A 22,202-nucleotide genomic window follows, 5' to 3' on the forward strand; every position below is an offset into this window, starting at 1 on the left:
TTGTATGGACCAACCTTCCTCCCCTTTTAGTAAACAACAACTGTTACCCCAGGAAGAAACCCTTGAGATTCTCAAACAAAAAGGTGAGCTCTTTATTGGCATTCCCAAGGAAAACCAATATCAGGAAAAACGTATTTGTCTTACCCCGGATGCGGTCAACGCCATTTCAGCACATGGACATCGGGTACTTATTGAATCGGGAGCTGGAGAGGGCGCCAACTTTACGGATGCAGATTACACCGAAGCCGGCGCTGAAATAAGTCGGGACACCAAAAAGGTTTTTTCCTGTCCCATTATTCTAAAGGTGGAACCTCCTACCCTCTCAGAAATTGATTTGATCAATCCACAGACCATTGTTATTTCTGCCTTGCAAATTAAGACCCAGTCCAAGGAGTATTTTGAAACCTTGGCCAAGAAAAGATTAACAGCAATTGCTTTTGAATACATCCGGGATGACGATGGGAAGTATCCGGCTGTTAGATCACTTAGTGAGATTGCGGGCATCTCCTCCATCCTCATAGCAGCCGAGTTAATGGCCACCACCAACAAAGGCAATGGACTCATGTTTGGGAATATTAGTGGCGTACCCCCCGTGGAAGTGGTCATTATTGGGGCAGGCACGGTGGGTGAATTTGCAGCACGGTCAGCCTTGGGCTTAGGGGCCAACATCAAGGTGTTTGACAATTCCATTACCAAACTAAGAAACATACAGACCAATCTTAATCAAACGGTTTATACATCCACGATTCAGCCCAAGAATTTATTGAAGGCATTGAAACGTTGTGATGTGGCCATCGGGGCAGCCCGAGGGAAGGACCGTTCCCCCATTGTAGTTTCAAGTTCCATGGTAGAGAACATGAAAAAAGGAGCGGTAATTATTGATGTCAGCATTGACATGGGCGGCTGTTTTGAAACTTCGGAAGTGACCAGCCATGACAAACCCACCATAGAAAAGTTTGACGTTACCCATTACGGGGTTCCCAACATTCCGTCCCGTTACCCAAGGACCTCCAGTATTTCCATAAGTAATATCTTTACGCCCTATTTACTGAAGATTGGTGAAGATGGCGGTTTGGAACACTCGCTGCGTTTTGATAAAGGTCTGCGAAATGGTTTGTACATGTATCACGGCATCCTGACCAATAAATCTGTGGGAGACTGGTTTGGACTCACCTATAATGATATTAACTTTCTAATTTTTTAATACGGAATGGCATTTTTAAGGCGCTTGGGATGGTATCTGGTAGGACTGTCCATAGGGATTGTATTTCTTGTGTTCTTTCTCAAGAAAAAATCTGGGGAGAACGGAATTGATTTCTGCTATTTTCCCAACTGTAGGGTGCTCAAGGACATGCGCTCCAAGCCATTGTCTTTTGGCGAACAAGTCCCAGTGCAATTCCGAGACACAATCTTAATCCAATCTTTTTTGAAGGATGGGGATATCGATTTTGGGAACAGCGATACCAAATCCGAGCCTTGCAAAACTTATAAGGTATTGCTTTCTGATGGTAATCAACAGAAGGAGATGATCGCTAAAAATTGTCCAGATGGACTCATTGTTGAAGGAATACAATAGTTGGTATCATAAATCCAACTTCCTACGCTTCTTTTCTTTTTGCAACAGAGCCAATTCCCGCGTGGTCTGCCCTGCCACTGAAGTATTCTCCTCGGCCCTTCGTATCAAATATGGCATTACATCCTTCACTGGACCATAGGGTACATATTTGGCCACGTTGTAACCTGCTTCGGATAAGTTGAACGAGATATGATCGCTCATCCCATACAATTGTCCAAACCAAACATTGGGATTGTTTTTTTCAAGACCTTTTTGCTCCATTTGTTCCAAGAGTCTTAAGGAACTTGCTTCGTTATGGGTTCCTGCAAAAATGGAAATGGTATCTAAATTATTCATGATAAAGGACACGGCGCAATCAAAGTTTTCATCCGTGGCCTTTTTGGATATGCAAATGGGACTTTTATAGCCTAGTTCTTTGGCGCGATCATTTTCCTTCTCCATGTACGCTCCGCGAACAACCTTTAATCCAATTTTGAATCCTTCCTCTTCTGCCAATTGGTTCAATTGCTTCAAATAGTCCATTCGATCCCAACGATACATCTGCAACGTATTGAAAACAACAGCCTTTTCCTTGTTATACTTCCGCATCATGTCCAAAGCAATATCATCTGCAGCCTGTTGCATCCAGCTTTCTTCGGCATCAATCAATAGATTAACATCCAAATCATATGCCTTTTTGCACACCTGCTCATAACGATTCAGCAATCGTTCCCATGCTACCGTTTCTTGTTTATCCAGATTTTCCCCTGCGCTTACTTTTTCATACAACTCAAACTTCCCAAATCCTGTAGGTTTGAACACAGCAAAAGGGATGGCCTCTTTTTCTTTCACAAAGTCCAATACTTCCAACGTCTTTTGAAGCGCAAAATCGAATTGATCTTCATCTTCCTTGCCTTCCACAGAATAGTCCAAAATGGCACTTACTCCATTGGCAAACATTTTATCAATTATGGGGATGCAATCTTCCTCATTTACTCCACCGCAGAAATGATCAAATACCGTGGCCCGTATCAACCCTTCAATTGGCAAATGCGCTTTTATCGCAAAATTGGTAACCGCAGTTCCAATTCTGACCAAAGGTTCGTTCGCAATAAGTTTAAAAAGGAAATATGCACGTTCCAATTCGGAGTCGGTTTTCATTTGGAACGCTATTGCAGTATTCTCAAAATCTGGCTGCATTGTTGTGAATTTATTAAAGATTCAAATATAAGTAGCCATACTGGATCATTATCTATAAAAATAATCTTTATTTAGCGGTGCAATTACAATTTATGGATTCCATTAAATCGCACTCCTACGAGGTATATCTGGAAGAATTGGCGGAAGCCTCTCTGAGACAACATGTTGCCAAAAGCAACTACTCAAAAATCTTTGTTTTGGTGGATGAAAACACCAAAAAATATTGTCTTCCCCTACTTCAGGAGAAGATGAGAGATGAGGTTCCCGTGGATGGTATTTTTGAAATTGAATCCGGAGAGAAAAACAAACACATCCAGACCTGCATGCTGGTGTGGGAATGGTTATCCGATCAAGGCGCAGACCGAAAAAGTCTATTGATCAATCTTGGGGGAGGTGTACTCACCGACCTAGGTGGGTTTGTGGCTTCCACTTTTAAACGGGGAATTGATTTTATAAACATCCCCACTACCCTATTGTCCATGGTAGATGCCTCGGTGGGTGGTAAAACCGGAGTGGACTTGGGAGTTCTTAAAAATCAAATTGGGGTCATCAACCAACCGCAAATGGTCTTGGTCATTCCTGAATTTCTCCACACGCTGGATCAGAGACAACGGACCAGTGGATTTGCCGAAATGCTTAAACACGGTTTAATTAAGGATGAAGCCTATTGGAAGTCGCTAAGGGAAACCAAGGACTATGGGAATGCAGCCACCATTCAAAAATCCATCAGTATAAAAAATGAGGTGGTCACAGAGGATCCAACAGAACAGAATATTAGGAAAATCCTGAATTTTGGACACACCTTGGGGCATGCCATAGAATCCTACTTTTTGGAAAACCCAAACAAAAAGAGTTTGTTGCACGGGGAAGCCATTGCTGTGGGCATGATTTTGGAGGGCTACCTGTCCCATAAGTTAAAAGGGCTTTCGGGATTATCACTTCAAGAAATCAAGGAAACATTTCTGACCCATTTTGACAAAGTGGAATTTGACCCAGAGGACATAACCGCTATTGTGGAGCTTTTAAAATACGATAAGAAGAACTCGCATGGTGATATCAACTTTGTGTTGCTCCAGAGCATTGGAAAAGCTGTGACGGACGTCAAGGTTCCAGAAAATTTATTTGCAGAATCCTTTGCTTACTACAAAGAATCTTAGATACGTATACTAAAAATTGTCATTTACAACTCTTTAGCCTGGCCAGTTTCAAAAATTTATAGCTTAGGATAGGAAACCATAAACCTATCCATAATGAAACGTGTATTAATAGATTACAAAAAACTAGACCGCAAAGTGGCGGCGGTTTTAATCGACTCTTATCCCTACGGTTATGGGGATGAGGACATCATCACTCTGAAAAAACCCAACGGGGATATTATTGAAACCGTAGAAGTAAAAACGGAGGACACTATTTATTTAGTGAAAATCAGTAAGAGTCTCTCCAACTTCATATCCAATTTTGAGGAGAACATGGAAAAGGAGCTTGGCAATGCAGAAAAGCCCGAAGCTGTATTGGGTGAGAGTGAAGAATCCTTGAACCCTGATCCGGATCTCGATCAAGAACAAGAAAACGAAGGCCTATACTAAAAACTACTTTTTCAACTAGTTCAAATACCGTTCACGTATCACAGCCATGTGGTGGGCTTGGTGCCCACAAATGATAAAACCCATGGCCCTAGTGCTCATAGCTGAACCACTTGCCATACCCATACGTTTTAATGCTATGTCATCAAAGGAACGAAAAAGTGCTATAGTGGAATCCCGCACGGTTTTGTATTCCGTCATTATTTCCTCCTTGGCCTTATTGGTAGCATTGGATTCGGGAACATAAATATCCTGGTCAAATCCAGATAAGGGAGTGGCGTCGTTCCTGGCAAACCTCAGAGCACGGTATTGAAAAACCCTTTCCGCATCTATTATATGCATTAACACTTCTGCCAAGGTCCATTTTTCTGGACCATATGCAAACCCAAGTTTAGCGGTAGGGATATCTTTGAGAAAGGAAAGAAAAACATCTCTCCCATCCACCAACTGATCCAATAGTTTTACCTCTCCGCCCAACGCCTTTATATAGGTATGATAAAAAGGGTTGTATTCAGACGGGGAAAGTTCTGAACTTAGCATATCCGAAAAGTATTTAAGCTTAAAGCTCGTTAAAGATGGTATGCATCAAGCGCTTTTTGTCATTGATGCTCTCTTCCAAGGAAATCATGGTTTCTGTTCGACTGATACCGTCAATATCATCAATTTTAAAGATAATGTTCTTGGCATGGGTGGTATCCTTTGCCCGGATCTTACAGAAAATATTGAACTTTCCTGTGGTGATATGAGCAACAGTCACGTATGGGATTTGATTCAAACGTTCCAAGACAAATTTTGTTTGGTGTGTCTTCTCCAGAAAAATTCCGACGTAGGCGATAAAGGAATATCCTAATTTGACGTAATCCAAGGTCAATGAAGATCCTTTGATGATTCCGGATTCTTCCATTTTTTTTACCCTGACATGAACAGTACCAGCAGAGATCAGCAGCTTTTTGGCAATATCCGTAAAAGGTGTACGGGTATTGTCAATTAACATATCCAGTATCTGATGGTCGATTTCGTCTAACTTAACTTTGCTCATAGTGTGAATATTTTGATCAAAATTAGTTAATTAAGAAATTATATTTAAAAAAAATGGCTTTTTTTTAAACAAAATGTAACAAATACCTGATAATACCAAGATTAACTCTTGATATTCTGTATTAACGGAAGAAGATTCTTACGCTCGATCCGCTCCATATGGCCTGAAATGGAACAATCCAAATTGGAATGGCCAAAGCTTGCGGCCAGTTCTCCCACCTCTGCCACTTCAGGAACAAAGTCAATGGCCCCGTTTTTCAAAGTCTCCACAAATCGGATACCCACTTGGTGATTTACTGGCAAGGATTCGTTGATTAGATGCGCATTACGAATAAGGATATCAAAAAAGAGTTTTTCATTTTCAGGAATGTCGAAATATTCTTGATGCGAAAAATCAGTGATCCTATTTTTTGAAATTACCCCTAGAACTTCCAACAGAGCCATAAAAATATATTTTCTGGTATCCTCTCGCTGGTAGTCTTCTTGAAAATGACCAGCTTCGAACAAGATAGTGGGTACACCCAACATCTGAAAAGTGTCCCCTATACAGTTCTCATTAAACCCGTCATCATACCTTCCCACCTGCCCTGGAATTTGATCTTGCAGCATTCGATTCATTGCAACAATAAGCTGCATGGCTACTGTCCTGGTTTGATCAACGGTTCTTTCCGGATTGTTGGATGGGGACAGAAACGAAACCGTTGCGGGCTTATCCGCCTTACCTGCACTAAAAAGGGTGCGTTGGTCGTGCAGGTTAAAGCAGAAATCAGGTTGAAACCGTTCAAATAGTTCTCGAAGGACAACACTCTCGGGCTGCGTTCTATTTTTTGCATCTCGATTAAGATCCACTTCATTGGCATTCACACGGGTGTAGGCCGCTGCACCATCCGGATTAAGAATAGGAACTATGCAAAGGGTACAGTTTTCCAAAATTGATTCACCACAAGCTCCTCCTGCAACAAGGCAATTGACCAAATCCAATACCGCTTTTGTTGTGGTGGATTCATTCCCGTGCATCTGGGACCACATGAGCACTTTCTTTGGACCGCTCCCAAGATTTATGGAAAAAATAGCATTTCCTAGAACCGAGCTGCCAATGGTTTCAACTAAAGAAGAGTCCAGGGTGTTGAGCCATGTTTTTTGCAGGGACTTAAGAGTTACATAGCGTCCCTCAATAGTCTTTTCCTTATACCTTTCAAAGTGAATCATGTACCGCAATCCTAATGTAAGTTTACAAAAGTAATCCAAACATAATTTACAATTGTACACATATTTGTTAGCATTTGTTCACTCTTGTAATCAGTTGTCCTTTCTGGGAGGCACAATTGTAATTACAAAAATCAATTTTCTTTATAAATATTCATAATTCATTTATTAACAGATATTTATATATCATTACATAAACTTTAAATTTATATAAATAGCCGTTCTTATTCCAATTCTATGTTGACTTTGGCTATTCATATTATTAATTTAGCCATAGAAATTTATTTTTGTGAACAACGAGATTGCCATTCGGGTTAAATCGGTAATTGACCATTTTGGGCTTACGGTTTCTTCCTTTGCAGACTCCATTGGAGTGCAACGCTCCAGTATTTCCCATGTCCTGAGCGGAAGAAATAAACCCAGTCTGGATTTTGTGCTCAAGGTGGTAAAGACTTATCCAGAAGTCAACTTGTATTGGCTCCTGATTGGAAAGGGGAAATTTCCGGCTCCGCAAGAAAAGGAAACCTCCCCTACCCAGATTTCATCCCAGATGGGCCATGAGGCACCCACTAAAAATTCGGGAAACCCAAATTCCGATCCCGTGCGTATGGTGGTTTTTTATGCCGATGGCACCTTTGAATCTTTTGACGCAAAAAAAAACGGATAGGTTCAGGCGCATTCAGTTCTTTGCATTTACTTTGCATGCATGTTACAAAAACTGTTACCCCTTCTCCTTCTTTCCCTGATACTTTCATGCCAGCAGCCACCTGAGCGTAATTGCACCAACTTTAAGAACGGACGTTTTTCATTCACTACAGAAATCAATGGTGAAAACAAAACCACCACTTTCCTTAGAAAGGATGATTTGGAGGTGGATTATTTTGAAGGAAAACAGGATTCTTCATCCGTAAGATGGATCAATGATTGCGAATATGTCCTTAGAAACCTGAATCCGAAAAACAAGGCAGAGGAGAAATCTATTCACATAAAAATATTGACAACTTCAGATTCTTCTTATACATTTGAATACAACGCCATTGGCGATAAACGAAAATTTAAGGGTACCGCCCATAAAATACACTAACCATGTTTGAAATTTTTACGAGTCCGGATGCCTGGATGGCATTGCTTACCTTGACCTTTCTGGAAATAATCTTGGGGATTGACAACATCATCTTCATTTCCATAGCGGCTGGTAAATTGGAACAAAAAGACCGTCGCAAAGCCACTAACATTGGATTGGTCTTGGCCATGGGAATGCGAATTTTATTGTTGTTTGGAATTACCTGGTTGACCAATATGAAAAAACCGTTTTGGGTCTTGGACGAGTCATGGATTACCGGCGGGATTAGTTGGCAGGCACTCATCTTGTTTTTTGGAGGACTTTTCTTGCTCTATAAAAGTACCAAGGAAATTCACGAGAAAATTGAGGATCGCGGACATGATGAGAGAGAAGTGAAAAAATCGCGTTCCTCATCATTGACCAATGCCATTGTTCAAATCACGGTAATCAATATCGTTTTTTCATTTGATTCCATCCTTACGGCCATTGGGATGACCAACGGTATTTCTCCCAACCCAACCGATGCCCTGGTTTTAATGGTTACCGCGGTAGTAGTTTCGGTCGTGATCATGATGTTGTTCGCCAATCCTGTTGGTGAGTTTGTGAACAGACACCCTTCGGTTCAGGTACTGGGATTGTCCTTTCTTATCCTGATCGGATTTATGTTAATTGCCGAAGCGGCCCACCTTTCCCATTTGATTGTTTTTGATAATGAGGTTGGCGCAATTCCAAAAGGTTACTTGTACTTCGCCATAGCATTTTCACTAATGGTAGAATTCTTCGATCTTCGGATGAAGAAAAATAAGACTAAAAATAACAAGGAGACCGCAGAGCAATAAAGTGCTTTAGTTGGGCCTTTGGTACGCCAACTTGGGATTGAGTCTTTTGTACTCCTTGAACTTTGCCTGTTGCTGTTTCACGGTAAGCGTGCTGCCGTCATGGCTCCATCCGGGAGGGCCAAAGATGTACATCAACTTGTGGGATAATTTATTGGATTTTTTTACATCATTCCAGATATCCCTATACTCATGAGTCAAAATCACTACGGGGTTATAGGAATCCGGTGAATGAATAACGCCGTATTTAACATCGATATCATCGTCCAAGGCTTTCCATGTGCCAAATAGCTTATCAAAGATGTTCAAAAACCCACCGTGATTTTTATCCAGATATTCCACGTTTTGCGCATGATGCACCTGATGCATGGTATGCGTATTGAAGATTTTTTCCAAAAATCCAAGTTTTGGAACATAGACAGAATGCAATTGAAATTGCCATAACGCTTCGATTCCCAAGCAAACCACTACCATTTCAGGAGGAAATCCAATGGCCGGCATCCACATATAAAATAGAGGTTTGTAGACGATTGTGAACCATCCATTGCGTACCGCGGTTCCCAAATTGTAATTATCCGAAGAATGGTGGACGATATGGGCAGCCCAAAGGAAGCGAATTTCATGATTGGCCCTGTGGAACCAATAATAGGTAAAATCATCCGCAAGCTGACAAAGCAACCAAACATACCAGGCATAGCCAAAAGATTGGTACCCTAAAATGTTCTGACGAATACCGTTTATTTCCGGATTACATAGTTCGTATACCGATTGGAACAGCACAATAGCGAACGCCACCTTGAACAGTGGTCCCAAAATCGCGGATCCAACTCCCATGAACCCGCTGGCAGCCAGATCCTTCCAATTGTATAGCTCATGGTCTCCATGTGCCTTGCTGTACGCCAGCTCTGCCAAAATAAAAACAATAAATACAGGTACTCCGTATACTAAAGGGTTGGTGAAATCCATAAGGGGGTATTAAACTGTGGGGTTAGCCGCGTATCCAAGGTCACAAAATAGGTAGAATAACGCATTAAAACAAAGTAGTTTGCTCAGAACTTTCATCATTGTCCTTTTTCTCGTCATTTGAAAAACCGATTGGCTCTTCATCCACCACCTCTATTTCCTCTGGAATTGGATCCTTGGGCTCTTCAAATGGAAGCGGCTCCAAAGCATTGATGTTTTTCACTTTTTCCGTGGTCAATTGATTACCAATGGCTTTTATTCCCTTGACCGAAATGAAACTTTCTATATCCACTTGTTGGTTGGATTTGGCATCCTTGCCCCTTGGCTTTACAAACTCAAGCTCAATCACTGGCCTCCAATCTGTAGATACCAATTCCAAAACAGATTTGGGATGTTCAGAAATGACCAGTTCTTCCCTGGACGAATTTTCTATGAGGAATCTTTTGATGTAATAACGCTCTTTTTCACCCTCATAATGGACTACGGAAATTGGTTTGTTGGGATTCCATTTTTCCAGTACGATCATGTCATCGTTGAAGCGGGTTAGCAAATCAGGTGGAATGGTCTTTACCTTTCCCTTTTGGTCAATGATCAATAGCAGGTCATCGCCTTTAAATTCCCCTAAAAGCTCACCTCGTCCGTCCACATTGAGGCGGTTCACAATATCATCGAACCAAATCTTTCTAGGTTTCAAGGTGGATACTCCTTTTTCTTTAAGTTCTATGCGCTTCACAGGGTATTTGGTTACCAAATTTCCCTTGGATGCCCTTCCTTTTATCAGTAAATCGGCAAAATCCAAATCCCATTTCAGCTTCTTGATACTGCCCGATTGGCGCAGCAGCACCGTAATAATTTCAGCCTCACCATTGGGGTTTGCAGAGAAATACAATACCTCCGCCGAAGCTTTGTCCCCGGCCAGTTGATACATTTTGTCCCGAGTAACTCCTGTAACGTTAAATCTTTTGATGTAGCTGGGTCCACCCCTACCTTCTTTATAGATCATGTTGTAGGTGGTCCGTTTGTCCTTTTTCTTAAATACCGCAACATGTATAATTCCTTTGTCAACAAAGGTCTTGGAATCCACCTTGGTGACCATCATTTCCCCTTTTTTGGTGAAAACAATGACGTCATCAATATCGCTGCAGTCGGTTACATATTCATCCTTTCTAAGGGAGGTGCCAATAAAACCTTCTTCCCTATTCACATATAGCTTGGTGTTCCTGATGACCACCTTGGCCGCTTCAATGTCATCAAAAATCTTGATTTCCGATTTTCGCTCGCGACCCTTGCCATATTTCTTCTTTAAATCTTTGAAATAGTCAATCGCATAATCCACCAAATGCTCCAGATGATGTTTAGTCTGTGCAATACGTTCATCCAAACTCTCAATAAGCTGTTGTGCTTTCTCCAAATCAAACTTGGAAATCCGCTTAATTCGGATTTCGGTCAAGCGTACAATATCCTCTTCGGTTACAGCTCTTTTCAGATTTTTGGTATGGGGCTTTAGTCCTTTGTCAATAGCAGTAATAACACCTTCCCATGTTTCCTCTTCCTCAATATCCCTATAGATTCTGTTTTCGATAAAAATCCGTTCCAACGAAGCAAAGTGCCACTGTTCCTCCAACTCACCCAATTGGATTTCAAGTTCTGCTTTAAGCAGCTCAACCGTATAATCCGTAGAGCGCTCCAGCATTTCCTTAACACCGATGAACAAGGGCTTGTTATCCTCAATGATGCATCCCAAGGGCGAAATAGATGATTCACAGGCCGTAAAGGCGTAGAGTGCATCAATAGTCTTGTCAGGCGAAAGGCCGCTAGGCAGATGCACCAAAATTTCCACATCCGCCGCAGTGTTATCCTCAATCTTTTTAATCTTGATTTTCCCCTTATCGTTGGCTTTAAGGATGGAATCAATTAAAGAAGATGTGTTGGTGCCATAGGGTATTTCATTGATCACGAGGGTATTCTTGTCCAAGGTTGAAATCTTGGCACGTACCCTTACCTTTCCACCACGCATTCCCTCATTGTAGTTCGTCACATCAATGATTCCCGCTGTGGGAAAATCAGGATAAAGTTTAAATCGCTGTCCTTTCAAATGTTTGATGGACGCATCAATAAGTTCATTAAAGTTATGCGGGAGGATCTTGGTCGATAAGCCAACGGCAATCCCTTCGGCTCCTTGAGCCAATAGCAAAGGGAATTTGACGGGTAGGTTGACAGGTTCCTTTTTTCGTCCATCGTAAGACAACTGCCATTCCGTAATCTTGGGGCTGTACACTACATCCAACGCAAATTTGGAAAGGCGAGCTTCAATATACCTCGATGCCGCTGCACTATCACCGGTAAGGATATTTCCCCAGTTCCCTTGGGTATCGATAAGTAGGTCTTTTTGACCTATCTGAACCATGGCATCAGCAATACTGGCGTCCCCATGTGGGTGATATTGCATAGTATGCCCCACCACATTGGCAACTTTGTTATAGCGACCATCGTCCAATTCCTTAAGGGAATGCATGATCCTACGTTGCACGGGCTTAAAGCCATCCTCAATGGCGGGAACCGCACGTTCCAAGATTACATAGGAGGCATAGTCCAAGAACCAGTCCTTGTACATGCCCGTTACGCGGGTAAGACTGTCTTGGGGCTTTTCCTGGCTTTCTAAACCTTCATCATTCAGTGCTTCATTCTCTTCCATTTAGAAGGAGGTCATTTAATTGGTTTATAGTTGGTTTTCTTCTATTAAGTCAAGTTCTACTTTAAGATTGTTGATGATGAATTCCTGGCGATCTGGGGTGTTCTTTCCCATATAGAATTTCAGCAACGTATCTATGCTCATCGCCTTGTCCAGCATTACGGGCTCCAATCTAATATCATCTCCAATAAAATGTTGAAACTCATCTGGAGAAATCTCACCCAACCCCTTAAATCGGGTAATTTCCGGTTTCCCGGTCAGTTTCTGGATGGCATTCCGTTTTTCTTCCTCGCTGTAACAATAGATGGTTTCCTTTTTGTTTCGAACCCGGAACAAGGGAGTTTGCAAAATGTATAGATGCCCCTCCTTGATCAATTCCGGGAAAAATTGCAGAAAGAAGGTGATTAACAACAGTCGAATGTGCATTCCATCCACATCGGCATCCGTAGCAATGACAATGTTATTGTATCTCAAGTCCTCCATGGACTCCTCAATATTCAACGCTGCTTGCAACAAATTGAATTCCTCATTCTCATACACAATCTTTTTGGACATGCCATAGGAATTCAAGGGCTTACCACGAAGACTAAATACTGCTTGGGTATTCACATCCCTGGATTTGGTAATGGAACCCGAAGCGGAATCCCCCTCCGTGATAAAGAGGGTAGTTTCCAACCTACGGTCCTTTTTCATGTCTTGCAAGTGTACTCTGCAATCGCGAAGCTTTTTATTATGAAGACTGGCCTTTTTAGCTCGTTCCCTGGCCAGTTTACGGATTCCTGAAAGTTCTTTACGCTCTTTCTCGGCCTGCACAATTTTTCGCTGCAGGGCATCAGCCGTTTCTTGATTTTTATGCAGGTAGTTATCCAGATACTTTCCTATAAAATCATTTACATAAGTCCGAACAGTTGGCAGGTTCCCTCCCATGTCTGTAGAACCCAGTTTGGTCTTGGTCTGACTCTCAAAAACTGGCTCCATCACCTTTATGGACACTGCCGAGATAATCGACTTACGAATATCCGAAGCATCATAATTTTTACCGTAGTAATCCCTGACAGTCTTTACAATGGCTTCCCGAAACGCGGCCTGGTGGGTACCTCCCTGTGTTGTGTGCTGCCCATTTACAAAGGAGTGATATTCCTCACTGTATTGTGTTTTGCTATGGGTGATGGCTACTTCAATGTCATTCCCTTTCAGGTGAATGATGGGGTATAAGAAATCTTCTTGATTATTATTGTCCTCCAGTAAATCTTTAAGCCCATTTTCCGAATGGAATTTTTCCCCATTAAAGACAATGGTCAAGCCAGGATTCAGATAAACGTAGTTCTTGAGCATGCGTTCTACATACTCGTTACGGTATTTGTAGTTTTTGAAAATAGACTCGTCCGGGACGAAGCTAACTTTGGTTCCCCTTCTTCTCGAGGTTTCCTCCAGCATTTCCTCGTTAATGAGGTTTCCCGTCTCAAATTCGGCCGTCTTGGATTTTCCGTCCCTGGTGGACTCAACTTTGAAGGAAGTGGACAATGCATTTACCGCCTTGGTTCCTACCCCGTTCAATCCCACGGATTTTTTAAAGGCACGGGTGTCGTATTTTCCCCCGGTGTTCATTTTGGAAACCACATCCACCACTTTGCCCAGGGGAATACCACGACCGTAGTCGCGAACATGAACCGTGTTTTCCTTGATATTGATCTCGATGGTCTTGCCAGCTCCCATAACAAATTCGTCAATGCAGTTGTCTATCACCTCCTTAAGGAGAATATAGATGCCGTCATCAGCTGAGGAGCCATCACCAAGTTTACCAATATACATACCGGGACGCATACGGATATGCTCCTTCCAATCCAGTGAACGAATGTTATCCTCTGTATACTGGGTCTGTGCCATAAACTAGGGTTAATCCTTGCTAATATAAAATTTAGGCACAAAAATACTAGGGCAGCGGCTAGAAAGTAATCAACAAGGGGTGTTGATAGGGGATTTTATTGGGGTTTGGCATAAACCCGTACAGCTGGAGGCAGGTTAGATCAGTTGGTTACAACAGTTGGACACGAACCTGCCTGCCGGCAGGCAGGTGGCACTAAATTTCACGAATACAGATGGGTTGGATGTATTGTTGAAGTCCAAAACGTACCTGTGCGGGTTTTACCAAGTCATTTGGGTATTATTTTAACAACAACTTGGGTTGACACGAACCTGCCTGCCGGCAGGCAGGTTTCACGAATGACACTAATTGTTTTAAGCAACCCAAAAAAAAACACCGACCCAAGGGCCGGTGCTTCTCCCCATAAAAATTGATCTCAAAAAAATTGCTTCATCAAGTTTTTATAATCTTTTCCGAGGTTCAAATTTCCAGAAATCCGTACTAACTCCATTCTCGCTGCCAAGTCCCATATACCCTATACCATTTACAGCATGACTTATTGCCCCGCTTCTTGTTGCCACACCTTCAGGAGTAATCAAATCTGTCCAATCATTAGTTGTCGGATTATACACCATGAAATCTTGGCGATGGATTGCAGTATGCTGGTTTTGGTCATAATCACTCCCATAACCTATATAGACTTTACCATCCATTGCAAATCCAAAGGCACCTGACCTTTTTCCCGGAATAGAGGCTTTTTCTACCCAAGTGTCACCTGAGGGAGAATATTCCCAAAATTCGTTGGAACCATTACCATCCTCCTCTGTGCGCCCCAAATGCACATACGCTTTAGAATCAACAACAAAACTAAGTCCTCTTGTAAAGGCAGAACCAGGAAAATCCATCTTCTCCGTCCAACTGTCATTTGTTGGGTCGTACATCCACACTTCATCCACCTTTTGGGTAAATTCCCCGTTATCATAACCTCCACCAGCTATATAACCTTTGCCGTCAATACTAAATCCAACTGCCTGAACTTTACCTGTACCAGGGAAAGGGGTCTCCATCAAAGTCCACATGCCGCCCTCCCCACCAATAGTAGGGTCATACTCCCAAACTTCAGAAGAGTCTCCATTTTCCAAACTGCTTCCACCAACTATGTAGGCCTTATTTCCTATCACAAAAACAGCTGAGCTTGTAAGCTGATCATCTGCGTTAGGAAAATCAGTTTCTCGGAACCAATCATCCAATTCTGGAATGTAAGACCATAGTTGATGTTCTGTTAAATGATCAAAGGTACTTCCCAAACCATGATAGATTATATCGTTAATAACAAAACTTACCCCAGCAGACCTACCTTCTTCATTCGGATAGCTTTTTACCTGAGTCCATTTGGCAGGCTCATAAACTTCAAATTCATTGGTACTGATCACCGTTGTAGCACCTGTTGATACGCTAATAGTGCCTGAAGTGGCATTATCCGGTACAGTCACTGTTAATGAACCTGATGTGGCGTCAGTAACCTCTGCGTCAACTGTTCCAAATTTTACGGTGTTTTCACTTGCTGTTGTGCTAAAGTTGGTTCCGGTCAACTCAACGGTACTGCCACGTTCACCTTCTACAGGACTAAATGAGGTAAAGGTCATGGTTTTAGGGGTTGGGTCGTCATCCGAGCCTCCTGTACCATCATCTGTTTTGCCATCGTCTTTACTACAGGCAATGACCAGGCACATGGCCAAAATGGGCAAACCAAAAATCAGCCATTTTTTAACGGAATAAGATTTTAGGACTTTCATAGATTTTGTTTTTTAATTAGAAAGTCCTAAAGTCAGATTTTTAAAGGGGCAAACTACCTCCCATTTCACGAATGGGGCATTTGAATTGACGGATAAAAGGTTTGGGTTGATCTAGGAGTGGTTGAAGCTTGGGGTTTTGAATAAACCGGTACTGGAAGCAGGTTAGATGAATTGGCCACAACAGTTGGACACTAATTTGCACGAAAGCTTCATTCTTAATCTGCAGTTTTATCCATTCAACAACTTTTGGGCTTTGTCCACGTGATTACCTTCTGGGAAATACTCCAGGTATTTTTTAATATCCGTTTTGTTATATGTGTTGTTGAATTGGGTTTCACAGGTTTCCCAAACGTTATCGTCTATCAGGGCTGCGTCCATTCCGACTTGTTTGGCTTCCAGATAATAAGCTATAGCTTTGTCAAATTCCGTTAGAAAATAGTACCCAGCGCCTACTTGGCTCAGGTAAATTCCTTTGTTCCATGGATATTTGATGGCCAATTCCAAATAGCGCTGTACGGCTTCTTCAAATTCTCCGCTTGTTAAGGCATTGGAAGCTTGCCACTCCAAAGTTTCTTCCTCATCTGTGGCTCTAGTTCTTGAAAGGTATTCCCCACTTTTTTGGTAGGCCTCCTTTAGGGATACGCTCTGCTTTCCTTTAAACAAATTGCTGAAAAACCTCCTCATTTAATTCATTTTTAGCTTGTTATACTAAAGTGGGGATTCTACAGCTAGGAATTATGGGCCAATGGACGGATTGGGCTTTTGAGTTGACGGATACCTGATTTGGGTTGACATAAGGTACTTATGCATAGTACGTGACTCGAATTTCACAGATTTGCACGAATTATACTTAGGATGGTACTAATACAAAGAAAAACACCGACCCAAGGAGCCGGTGCTTTCACAACTGAAAAAATTACCTATAAATGAAATTAATTGCCGGGGTCAAATACCCAGAAATCTTTAAGCTCATCGTCATCAGAATTGCCCAGACCTACATAGGCTTTGCCATCAATCACGAAAACTGAGGCACCGGTTCTGGCATCACCTTTAAAATCCGCAATACCAACCCACTTATCATTGTCTGGGTCGTATTCCCAGAAATCTTTCAAACGATTCTCCGCTTCATCTATCCCCAAACCGATATAACCTTTGCCATTCAATTCAAAACCAACAGCATTGGAACGCAAGCTACCTTCTTCCCCTCCAACATTTGCTCTTTTCAACCATTTGTCTTCACTAATATCATACTCCCAAAAATCACTAAATCCACTATTTCCTCCATATCCTGTTCCTATGTATCCTTTTTCTCCAATTACAAATCCCGCAGCAGAAAATCTAGCCGCTCCACCAAAATCAGCCTTTTGTGTCCATAAATTGTCTAAGGGGTCGTATTCCCAGAAATCCTTAGACTCCATATTGTCCCCATTAAAGCCAGTCCCAACAAAACCTTTATTTCCATTAGAAAAACCAACAGCCCACCAACGATCTCCTTCCGGAAATGTATTGACAGTAGACCAAACACCTGATTTGAAATTCCAAAAGTCACCCCAATTTAGGTTGTTTCTCCTTCCAGAACCTACATAAGCTTCATCTTCAATTACAAATCCTACTGCCGAATAACGTGCTATACCGCCAAATTGATTTGGCTCTATTTCCCATTTGTTAGTCTCAGGGGTATAAGACCAAACATCGGTTGACGGTTCTTCCCCGGACATAACCACATAACCCTTTCCACTAATAGTGAATGCAACTGACAAAGAGGATTTTTCCCCACCAAAATCAGCAATTTGTGTCCATCTACCATGGAACACCGTAAAGTCATCCGCTGTTATGGCGCTTCTGTCATCGATTGGATCCCGGACCTCTATCTTTCCCGACCGCGAGTTCTCGGGAACCGTTACGGTAATCTGACTAGGGCTCTCCTGGAACACTTCGGCCATAACACCGTTAAACAGAACAACATTATTGGCAGGAGCAAAGTTGTTCCCTTCTATTACCACATATGTATCCCACTCCCCTTCCTTGGGATCATAATCCAAAATCTCCAATATTGGTTCCGGTACTACCACCTCAAAAGTGGAGGTACTTGTAACCTTGACGCCATTTGTTGTTACGCTTACTGTCCCCGAACTTGCGCCTTCCGGAACATTAAATTTCAGTTTGCCAGCCTCTGCCAAGTTAAGGGTTACAGGTGTTGTACCAAGGGTTACCGTATTCTCGCTGGAAACCGTGCTAAAACCAGTACCAATCACGGTAATCTCAGTACCAGCCTCACCTTGCGATGGGGAAAAACTTGTTATGGATAATGAATCTGGAATTATGGGGTTATCCTTTTTATCATCATCGCTGCAGGCAATAATCAAGCATAAAGCCAGTACGGGCAGCGCACAAAGTAGCCATTTGTTTGCGGAATAAGGGTTTAAGGATTTCATTTAGGACTTGATTTAAAGTTAGAAAGCCCTAAAGTCTAAATATTAAAGTCAGTGATGACCCTCCAATTTATGAATGGGGTGTTTCAATTGACGGATACAGGGTTTGGGTTGATGGAATAATTTTGGATGCTAGATGTTGAAGCAAGTGCAATTTTAAATTGTAAATTCTTAATGTTGAATGAACTTCAAACAGAACATTTAGCATTTAGCATTCAACATTTAAAACTTAAAATTAAACATTGAACCTAAAATGCATCACGTCCCCATCCTGTACCACGTACTCCTTGCCTTCTACACGCATACGACCCGCTTCTTTTACTTTGGCTTCGCTACCGTGTTGTACGTAATCTACATAGGAAATGACCTCTGCGCGAATAAAGCCTTTTTCAAAATCGGTATGGATTACCCCAGCGGCTTGCGGTGCGGTAGCACCTACTGGGATAGTCCAGGCACGTACCTCTTTTTGTCCTGCGGTGAAGTATGTTTCTAAATCAAGCAATCGGTAGGCTCCTCGTATGAGTTTGGCTGATCCAGGTTCCGTGAGTCCCAAATCTTCCAAGAACATCTGTCGCTCCTCATAGGTTTCCAGTTCGGTAATGTCAGCCTCGGTGCCAACGGCCAGGAAAATTACTTCGGCATTTTCATTGGCCACGGCTTCCTTTACTTTTTTCACATATTCATTCCCATCCACGGCTGCACCTTCGTCCACATTGCACACGTACATTACGGGTTTATCCGTGATCAGTTGCAAAGGTTTTACATAATCCCAATGATCATCTTCAGAAATTGAAATAGCCCTTACAGAGGTGCCGGCTTCCAAAGCTTCTTTTATCTTGTTTAACACTTCCGCTTCTTTCTGGGCGTCCTTGTTCCCGGTCTTGGCAGCACGCTTTACCTTATCCAATTTCTTTTCCACACTTTCCAAATCCCGAAGTTGCAGCTCCATATCAATGGTCTCTTTATCCCGAATGGGATCCACAGAACCATCCACGTGGACAATGTTATCGTTGTCAAAACATCTTAGCACATGCAAGATGGCATCAGTTTCCCTGATATTTCCCAAGAATTGGTTGCCTAGACCCTCACCTTTACTGGCTCCTTTTACCAGTCCGGCAATATCCACAATTTCCACAGTCGCGGGAATGACTTTTTCAGGATTCACCATATCCTCTAATTTCTCCAGACGTGGATCAGGTACATTGACCACGCCTATATTGGGTTCAATGGTGCAAAAAGGGAAATTGGCACTCTGGGCCTTGGCATTGGACAGGCAGTTGAACAAGGTTGATTTTCCTACGTTGGGCAATCCTACAATTCCGGCTTTCATCAGGTAGAAATTAGATTTTAGACGTTAGATTTAAGACAAATGACCATTGCTAATTGTTCATTGCAAATTGTCAATTGATTTAAGCGTGCAAATATAGTTTGAAGTTTTGGAAAGAAAGCAATCCTACATGGATTAGAAGCCTTTTACGAAAAGATAGATACCAAGCCCCATTACGGTAAGTATTCCAAGAATGACAATTACAGAAAGAATACAACCCAATTGTTTCCAAAAACCATTATAATCCTTTTCTTTTTGCTGCATTGTTGCTTCTGTTTTAGTCCTGCAAAAATAGCAAGAAATGCTTTTGATAAAAGCCGTTCAATGTTACTACCTTTAATCCATGACTCAGATTACACTGCAAGGAATTTTGTTTGATGCAAAGTCCTCTTTTCTAAAGGGCCCCGCATTGGCCCCACCATTGATCCGTAAGGCATACCACAGTCATTCCGCCAATTATTATGCTGAAGATGGCAAAAAAATTACTCCTGAAATTTTTGATGACAAAGGCGATTTTGAAATTGATTCCTACTTCGATATTGAAAAGACAACCGTCAAAAATCTAAAAAAAGGAACACCCTTGCTGACATTTGGCGGGGATCACTCCGTTACTTTTCCACTGATTAAGGCATTTCATTCGGTCTATGGAAAGCTGGATATACTGCATATTGATGCGCATGGCGATCTGTATTCCAGTTTTGAAGGGGATAAGTATTCCCATGCTTGTCCGTTCTACAATATCATGGAAAATGGTTTGGTAGAAAACCTGGTACAGGTAGGGATTCGAACCTTAAATGAGGAACAACGGCAGCATGCCCAACGGTTTGGGGTCAAAATCAATGAAATGAAGGATTTTGCCTCCTTTAGCATGCCCCAATTTACAAACCCGCTATACCTTTCAGTGGACATGGATGCGCTGGATCCAGCATTTGCACCAGGGGTTTCACACCATGAGCCAGGTGGGTTAAGCACACGGCAGGTTATACAATTGATTCAGGATATCCAAGTGCCTTTGGTGGGAGCGGATATTGTGGAGTACAATCCTACCAGGGACATAAATGATATGACCGCAATGGTCTGTGCTAAACTTTTTAGGGAAATTGTGGCTAAAATGATGTAGCCTATCCGTCGGGGTGCATAAATTTCTGCTTGCCCAAAAGAACATCTTCGGACTCTACCCGATCCTCATCAGGCACACAGCAGTCTACTGGACATACAGCGGCACATTGGGGTTCCTCGTGAAAGCCCATGCATTCGGTGCATTTGTCGGGAGCAATATAATAGATTTCGTCGCTGATAGGTTCTTGTACTTCATCAGCATTTACAGCCTTTCCGTCGGGCAACACCACATCGCCAACCAACGAAGTACCGTCACTATAGCGCCATTCATCAGCACCCTCATAAATTGCGGTGTTCGGGCATTCTGGCTCACAAGCCCCGCAGTTGATACATTCGTCTGTTATAATAATCGCCATAATTTTCTTTTTCCAATATGCTGAGTTTATTTCAGCATGCGTACTTTTGCGCAAAAATAAACCCTACCAATTTAGTGTACAAATATAATGACGGCCCATAACCCAATAGTGCAAGCTTTTGTTAAACTTGGTGGTTTTATCCAGGATTTTTGTGAATCCCACAATTCTGGAGCCAATAATGCTAACGCTGATTTTAAAGAAGTATTGGCAAGGGCCGAACAACAAAATGGTTGGTTTACCCAAGAAAACATCCTGCACAGCCTTGGACACTGGGCCCATCTGTTGACGGAGGAAAATATGGGCTCATGGTTGGCCCAATATGCATTTGAAAAAGGAAAAAATGCCAAAGTTATTGGGATTGTCATGGCCGGAAATATTCCTTTGGTTGGTTTTCACGATTTTATTTGCGTGTTGCTCTCCGGAAATAAGGTTCAGGCCAAATTATCTTCCAATGATACCGTGCTCCTGCCCTATCTTGCAGAACAATTGATTGGGTTTGAAGCTTCGCTCAAGGACTCCATCCAATTTGTTGATGGAAAGTTTGACCATTTTGATGCTGTGATAGCTACGGGCAGCAACAATACAAGTCGCTATTTTGAATACTACTTTGGGAAAAAGCCCAACATTATACGAAAAAATCGGAATGCTGTTGCCGTTCTTACAGGAAATGAAACCAAGCAAGAACTGATAGCACTGGGTGAAGATATTTTTAGGTACTATGGATTAGGCTGCCGAAACGTCTCCAAAATCTATGTGCCAAAGGATTACAATTTTGAACCCCTTTTCAACGCCTTATTTGAATATAAGGACATCATCCATCAACATAAATATGCCAACAATTACGACTACAACAAAGCGGTGTATTTGATGAGTGAGTTCAAAATACTGGACAATGGGTTCTTGGTTTTGAAGGAAGATGAAAGCTTTGCTTCTCCCATAGCTTCTTTATTTTATGAGCAATATGATTCCCTGGATGCAATCAAGAACCTTCTTGAAGATCGAAAGGAGGACATCCAATGTGTGGTGTCCAAAGGTTTGTTGGCTTCCGAGATAGGTTTTGGGGAAACCCAAAAACCAGGTCTCAAAGAGTATGCAGATGGGATTGACACCTTGGATTTTTTACAGCAGCTTTAGATAAGACCATCCGATTTTTAGATCCAAGTTTTTTTAAG

Annotated in this window: 22 protein-coding genes; 9 read left to right on the forward strand and 13 right to left on the reverse strand. The window is 42.1% G+C overall.

Annotated elements, in window-relative coordinates:
• The first annotated feature begins 4 nt into the window (after positions 1 to 4).
• Both ACRHOZ_RS06255 and ACRHOZ_RS06260 read left to right on the forward strand, forming a co-directional pair.
• A complete protein-coding gene (locus ACRHOZ_RS06255) occupies positions 5 to 1,204 on the forward strand; it encodes an alanine dehydrogenase (RefSeq protein WP_431123564.1) in 1,200 nt (399 codons plus the stop codon).
• A 6-nt stretch (positions 1,205 to 1,210) separates the two neighbouring features.
• A complete protein-coding gene (locus ACRHOZ_RS06260; protein WP_431123566.1) occupies positions 1,211 to 1,576 on the forward strand; it encodes a DUF4258 domain-containing protein in 366 nt (121 codons plus the stop codon).
• Between the two features lie 6 nt (positions 1,577 to 1,582).
• Here ACRHOZ_RS06260 and ACRHOZ_RS06265 read toward each other — a convergent pair whose 3' ends face one another.
• Positions 1,583 to 2,755 (reverse strand): proline dehydrogenase family protein, encoded by a 1,173-nt coding sequence (locus ACRHOZ_RS06265; protein WP_431123568.1) that lies wholly within the window; start codon positions 2,753 to 2,755, stop codon positions 1,583 to 1,585.
• A gap of 92 nt (positions 2,756 to 2,847) precedes the next feature.
• On the opposite strand from ACRHOZ_RS06265, the gene aroB reads away from it, so the two are divergent.
• Together aroB and ACRHOZ_RS06275 are read left to right on the forward strand one after the other, a co-directional pair.
• The gene (gene aroB, locus ACRHOZ_RS06270) at positions 2,848 to 3,912 is read left to right on the forward strand and encodes a 3-dehydroquinate synthase (RefSeq protein ID WP_431123570.1); all 1,065 of its coding nucleotides are present in this window, start codon (positions 2,848 to 2,850) and stop codon (positions 3,910 to 3,912) included.
• Between the two features lie 93 nt (positions 3,913 to 4,005).
• Positions 4,006 to 4,341 carry a hypothetical protein gene (locus tag ACRHOZ_RS06275; protein WP_431123572.1) on the forward strand — a complete coding sequence of 112 codons (336 nt, stop codon included), beginning with the start codon at positions 4,006 to 4,008 and terminating at the stop codon, positions 4,339 to 4,341.
• 15 nt (positions 4,342 to 4,356) lie between these two features.
• Here ACRHOZ_RS06275 and ACRHOZ_RS06280 read toward each other — a convergent pair whose 3' ends face one another.
• From ACRHOZ_RS06280 to ACRHOZ_RS06290, 3 genes are all read right to left on the reverse strand, one after another.
• A complete protein-coding gene (locus tag ACRHOZ_RS06280) occupies positions 4,357 to 4,878 on the reverse strand; it encodes a DinB family protein (RefSeq protein ID WP_431123574.1) in 522 nt (173 codons plus the stop codon).
• A gap of 19 nt (positions 4,879 to 4,897) precedes the next feature.
• A complete protein-coding gene (locus ACRHOZ_RS06285; RefSeq protein ID WP_055392737.1) occupies positions 4,898 to 5,377 on the reverse strand; it encodes an Lrp/AsnC family transcriptional regulator in 480 nt (159 codons plus the stop codon).
• Positions 5,378 to 5,478: 101 nt separating this feature from the next.
• Positions 5,479 to 6,585 carry a M14 family metallopeptidase gene (locus ACRHOZ_RS06290; protein ID WP_431123576.1) on the reverse strand — a complete coding sequence of 369 codons (1,107 nt, stop codon included), beginning with the start codon at positions 6,583 to 6,585 and terminating at the stop codon, positions 5,479 to 5,481.
• 286 nt (positions 6,586 to 6,871) lie between these two features.
• Here ACRHOZ_RS06290 and ACRHOZ_RS06295 point away from each other — a divergent pair, with 286 nt between their 5' ends.
• From ACRHOZ_RS06295 to ACRHOZ_RS06305, 3 genes are read left to right on the forward strand one after another with little or no spacing between them, the layout of a single operon-like run.
• Positions 6,872 to 7,249 carry a helix-turn-helix transcriptional regulator gene (locus ACRHOZ_RS06295; protein ID WP_431123578.1) on the forward strand — a complete coding sequence of 126 codons (378 nt, stop codon included), beginning with the start codon at positions 6,872 to 6,874 and terminating at the stop codon, positions 7,247 to 7,249.
• A 39-nt stretch (positions 7,250 to 7,288) separates the two neighbouring features.
• The gene (locus ACRHOZ_RS06300) at positions 7,289 to 7,666 is read left to right on the forward strand and encodes a DNA topoisomerase IV (RefSeq protein WP_431123580.1); all 378 of its coding nucleotides are present in this window, start codon (positions 7,289 to 7,291) and stop codon (positions 7,664 to 7,666) included.
• Between the two features lie 2 nt (positions 7,667 to 7,668).
• Positions 7,669 to 8,484 (forward strand): TerC family protein, encoded by an 816-nt coding sequence (locus ACRHOZ_RS06305; RefSeq protein WP_431123582.1) that lies wholly within the window; start codon positions 7,669 to 7,671, stop codon positions 8,482 to 8,484.
• 6 nt (positions 8,485 to 8,490) lie between these two features.
• Here ACRHOZ_RS06305 and ACRHOZ_RS06310 read toward each other — a convergent pair whose 3' ends face one another.
• From ACRHOZ_RS06310 to ACRHOZ_RS06345, 8 genes are all read right to left on the reverse strand, one after another.
• On the reverse strand, positions 8,491 to 9,447 hold the full coding sequence (locus ACRHOZ_RS06310; protein WP_431123584.1) for a sterol desaturase family protein: 957 nt from the start codon (positions 9,445 to 9,447) through the stop codon (positions 8,491 to 8,493).
• A gap of 64 nt (positions 9,448 to 9,511) precedes the next feature.
• Positions 9,512 to 12,139 carry a DNA gyrase/topoisomerase IV subunit A gene (locus ACRHOZ_RS06315; RefSeq protein WP_431123586.1) on the reverse strand — a complete coding sequence of 876 codons (2,628 nt, stop codon included), beginning with the start codon at positions 12,137 to 12,139 and terminating at the stop codon, positions 9,512 to 9,514.
• A 24-nt stretch (positions 12,140 to 12,163) separates the two neighbouring features.
• Entirely contained in the window at positions 12,164 to 14,023 is a 1,860-nt protein-coding gene (locus ACRHOZ_RS06320; protein ID WP_431123589.1) for a DNA topoisomerase IV subunit B, read from the reverse strand.
• Positions 14,024 to 14,461: 438 nt separating this feature from the next.
• Entirely contained in the window at positions 14,462 to 15,796 is a 1,335-nt protein-coding gene (locus ACRHOZ_RS06325) for a kelch repeat-containing protein (protein ID WP_431123591.1), read from the reverse strand.
• A gap of 228 nt (positions 15,797 to 16,024) precedes the next feature.
• Positions 16,025 to 16,480, reverse strand: a complete 456-nt coding sequence (locus ACRHOZ_RS06330) for a hypothetical protein (RefSeq protein WP_431123594.1) — start codon at positions 16,478 to 16,480, stop codon at positions 16,025 to 16,027.
• A gap of 248 nt (positions 16,481 to 16,728) precedes the next feature.
• Entirely contained in the window at positions 16,729 to 18,231 is a 1,503-nt protein-coding gene (locus tag ACRHOZ_RS06335) for an IPT/TIG domain-containing protein (protein WP_431123596.1), read from the reverse strand.
• Between the two features lie 232 nt (positions 18,232 to 18,463).
• Entirely contained in the window at positions 18,464 to 19,558 is a 1,095-nt protein-coding gene (ychF, locus tag ACRHOZ_RS06340) for a redox-regulated ATPase YchF (protein ID WP_431123598.1), read from the reverse strand.
• Between the two features lie 132 nt (positions 19,559 to 19,690).
• The gene (locus ACRHOZ_RS06345; protein ID WP_422351410.1) at positions 19,691 to 19,819 is read right to left on the reverse strand and encodes a hypothetical protein; all 129 of its coding nucleotides are present in this window, start codon (positions 19,817 to 19,819) and stop codon (positions 19,691 to 19,693) included.
• A 79-nt stretch (positions 19,820 to 19,898) separates the two neighbouring features.
• On the opposite strand from ACRHOZ_RS06345, the gene speB reads away from it, so the two are divergent.
• Entirely contained in the window at positions 19,899 to 20,675 is a 777-nt protein-coding gene (gene speB, locus ACRHOZ_RS06350; RefSeq protein ID WP_431123601.1) for an agmatinase, read from the forward strand.
• Position 20,676: 1 nt separating this feature from the next.
• Here speB and ACRHOZ_RS06355 read toward each other — a convergent pair whose 3' ends face one another.
• On the reverse strand, positions 20,677 to 21,030 hold the full coding sequence (locus ACRHOZ_RS06355; RefSeq protein ID WP_422351408.1) for a 4Fe-4S dicluster domain-containing protein: 354 nt from the start codon (positions 21,028 to 21,030) through the stop codon (positions 20,677 to 20,679).
• A gap of 87 nt (positions 21,031 to 21,117) precedes the next feature.
• Between ACRHOZ_RS06355 and ACRHOZ_RS06360 the strand changes: the two genes are divergently transcribed.
• On the forward strand, positions 21,118 to 22,164 hold the full coding sequence (locus tag ACRHOZ_RS06360; protein WP_431123604.1) for an acyl-CoA reductase: 1,047 nt from the start codon (positions 21,118 to 21,120) through the stop codon (positions 22,162 to 22,164).
• Positions 22,165 to 22,202 lie beyond the last annotated feature (38 nt).

This window comes from Flagellimonas flava, assembly GCF_050617915.1.
Lineage (GTDB): Bacteria > Bacteroidota > Bacteroidia > Flavobacteriales > Flavobacteriaceae > Flagellimonas > Flagellimonas flava_A.

Bases quoted from the DNA above. Each gene is read 5' to 3' on its own strand.
- ACRHOZ_RS06335 (WP_431123596.1), bottom strand. From the start codon at position 18,231: ATGAAATCCTTAAACCCTTATTCCGCAAACAAATGGCTACTTTGTGCG.
- ACRHOZ_RS06275 (WP_431123572.1), top strand. From the start codon at position 4,006: ATGAAACGTGTATTAATAGATTACAAAAAACTAGACCGCAAAGTGGCG.
- ACRHOZ_RS06310 (WP_431123584.1), bottom strand. From the start codon at position 9,447: ATGGATTTCACCAACCCTTTAGTATACGGAGTACCTGTATTTATTGTT.
- ACRHOZ_RS06355 (WP_422351408.1), bottom strand. From the start codon at position 21,030: ATGGCGATTATTATAACAGACGAATGTATCAACTGCGGGGCTTGTGAG.
- ychF (WP_431123598.1), bottom strand. From the start codon at position 19,558: ATGAAAGCCGGAATTGTAGGATTGCCCAACGTAGGAAAATCAACCTTG.
- ACRHOZ_RS06260 (WP_431123566.1), top strand. From the start codon at position 1,211: ATGGCATTTTTAAGGCGCTTGGGATGGTATCTGGTAGGACTGTCCATA.
- ACRHOZ_RS06265 (WP_431123568.1), bottom strand. From the start codon at position 2,755: ATGCAGCCAGATTTTGAGAATACTGCAATAGCGTTCCAAATGAAAACC.
- ACRHOZ_RS06285 (WP_055392737.1), bottom strand. From the start codon at position 5,377: ATGAGCAAAGTTAAGTTAGACGAAATCGACCATCAGATACTGGATATG.
- ACRHOZ_RS06320 (WP_431123589.1), bottom strand. From the start codon at position 14,023: ATGGCACAGACCCAGTATACAGAGGATAACATTCGTTCACTGGATTGG.
- ACRHOZ_RS06325 (WP_431123591.1), bottom strand. From the start codon at position 15,796: ATGAAAGTCCTAAAATCTTATTCCGTTAAAAAATGGCTGATTTTTGGT.
- ACRHOZ_RS06360 (WP_431123604.1), top strand. From the start codon at position 21,118: ATGACGGCCCATAACCCAATAGTGCAAGCTTTTGTTAAACTTGGTGGT.
- ACRHOZ_RS06300 (WP_431123580.1), top strand. From the start codon at position 7,289: ATGTTACAAAAACTGTTACCCCTTCTCCTTCTTTCCCTGATACTTTCA.
- ACRHOZ_RS06305 (WP_431123582.1), top strand. From the start codon at position 7,669: ATGTTTGAAATTTTTACGAGTCCGGATGCCTGGATGGCATTGCTTACC.
- ACRHOZ_RS06330 (WP_431123594.1), bottom strand. From the start codon at position 16,480: ATGAGGAGGTTTTTCAGCAATTTGTTTAAAGGAAAGCAGAGCGTATCC.
- ACRHOZ_RS06315 (WP_431123586.1), bottom strand. From the start codon at position 12,139: ATGGAAGAGAATGAAGCACTGAATGATGAAGGTTTAGAAAGCCAGGAA.
- speB (WP_431123601.1), top strand. From the start codon at position 19,899: ATGACTCAGATTACACTGCAAGGAATTTTGTTTGATGCAAAGTCCTCT.
- ACRHOZ_RS06280 (WP_431123574.1), bottom strand. From the start codon at position 4,878: ATGCTAAGTTCAGAACTTTCCCCGTCTGAATACAACCCTTTTTATCAT.
- aroB (WP_431123570.1), top strand. From the start codon at position 2,848: ATGGATTCCATTAAATCGCACTCCTACGAGGTATATCTGGAAGAATTG.
- ACRHOZ_RS06290 (WP_431123576.1), bottom strand. From the start codon at position 6,585: ATGATTCACTTTGAAAGGTATAAGGAAAAGACTATTGAGGGACGCTAT.
- ACRHOZ_RS06255 (WP_431123564.1), top strand. From the start codon at position 5: ATGGACCAACCTTCCTCCCCTTTTAGTAAACAACAACTGTTACCCCAG.
- ACRHOZ_RS06345 (WP_422351410.1), bottom strand. From the start codon at position 19,819: ATGCAGCAAAAAGAAAAGGATTATAATGGTTTTTGGAAACAATTGGGT.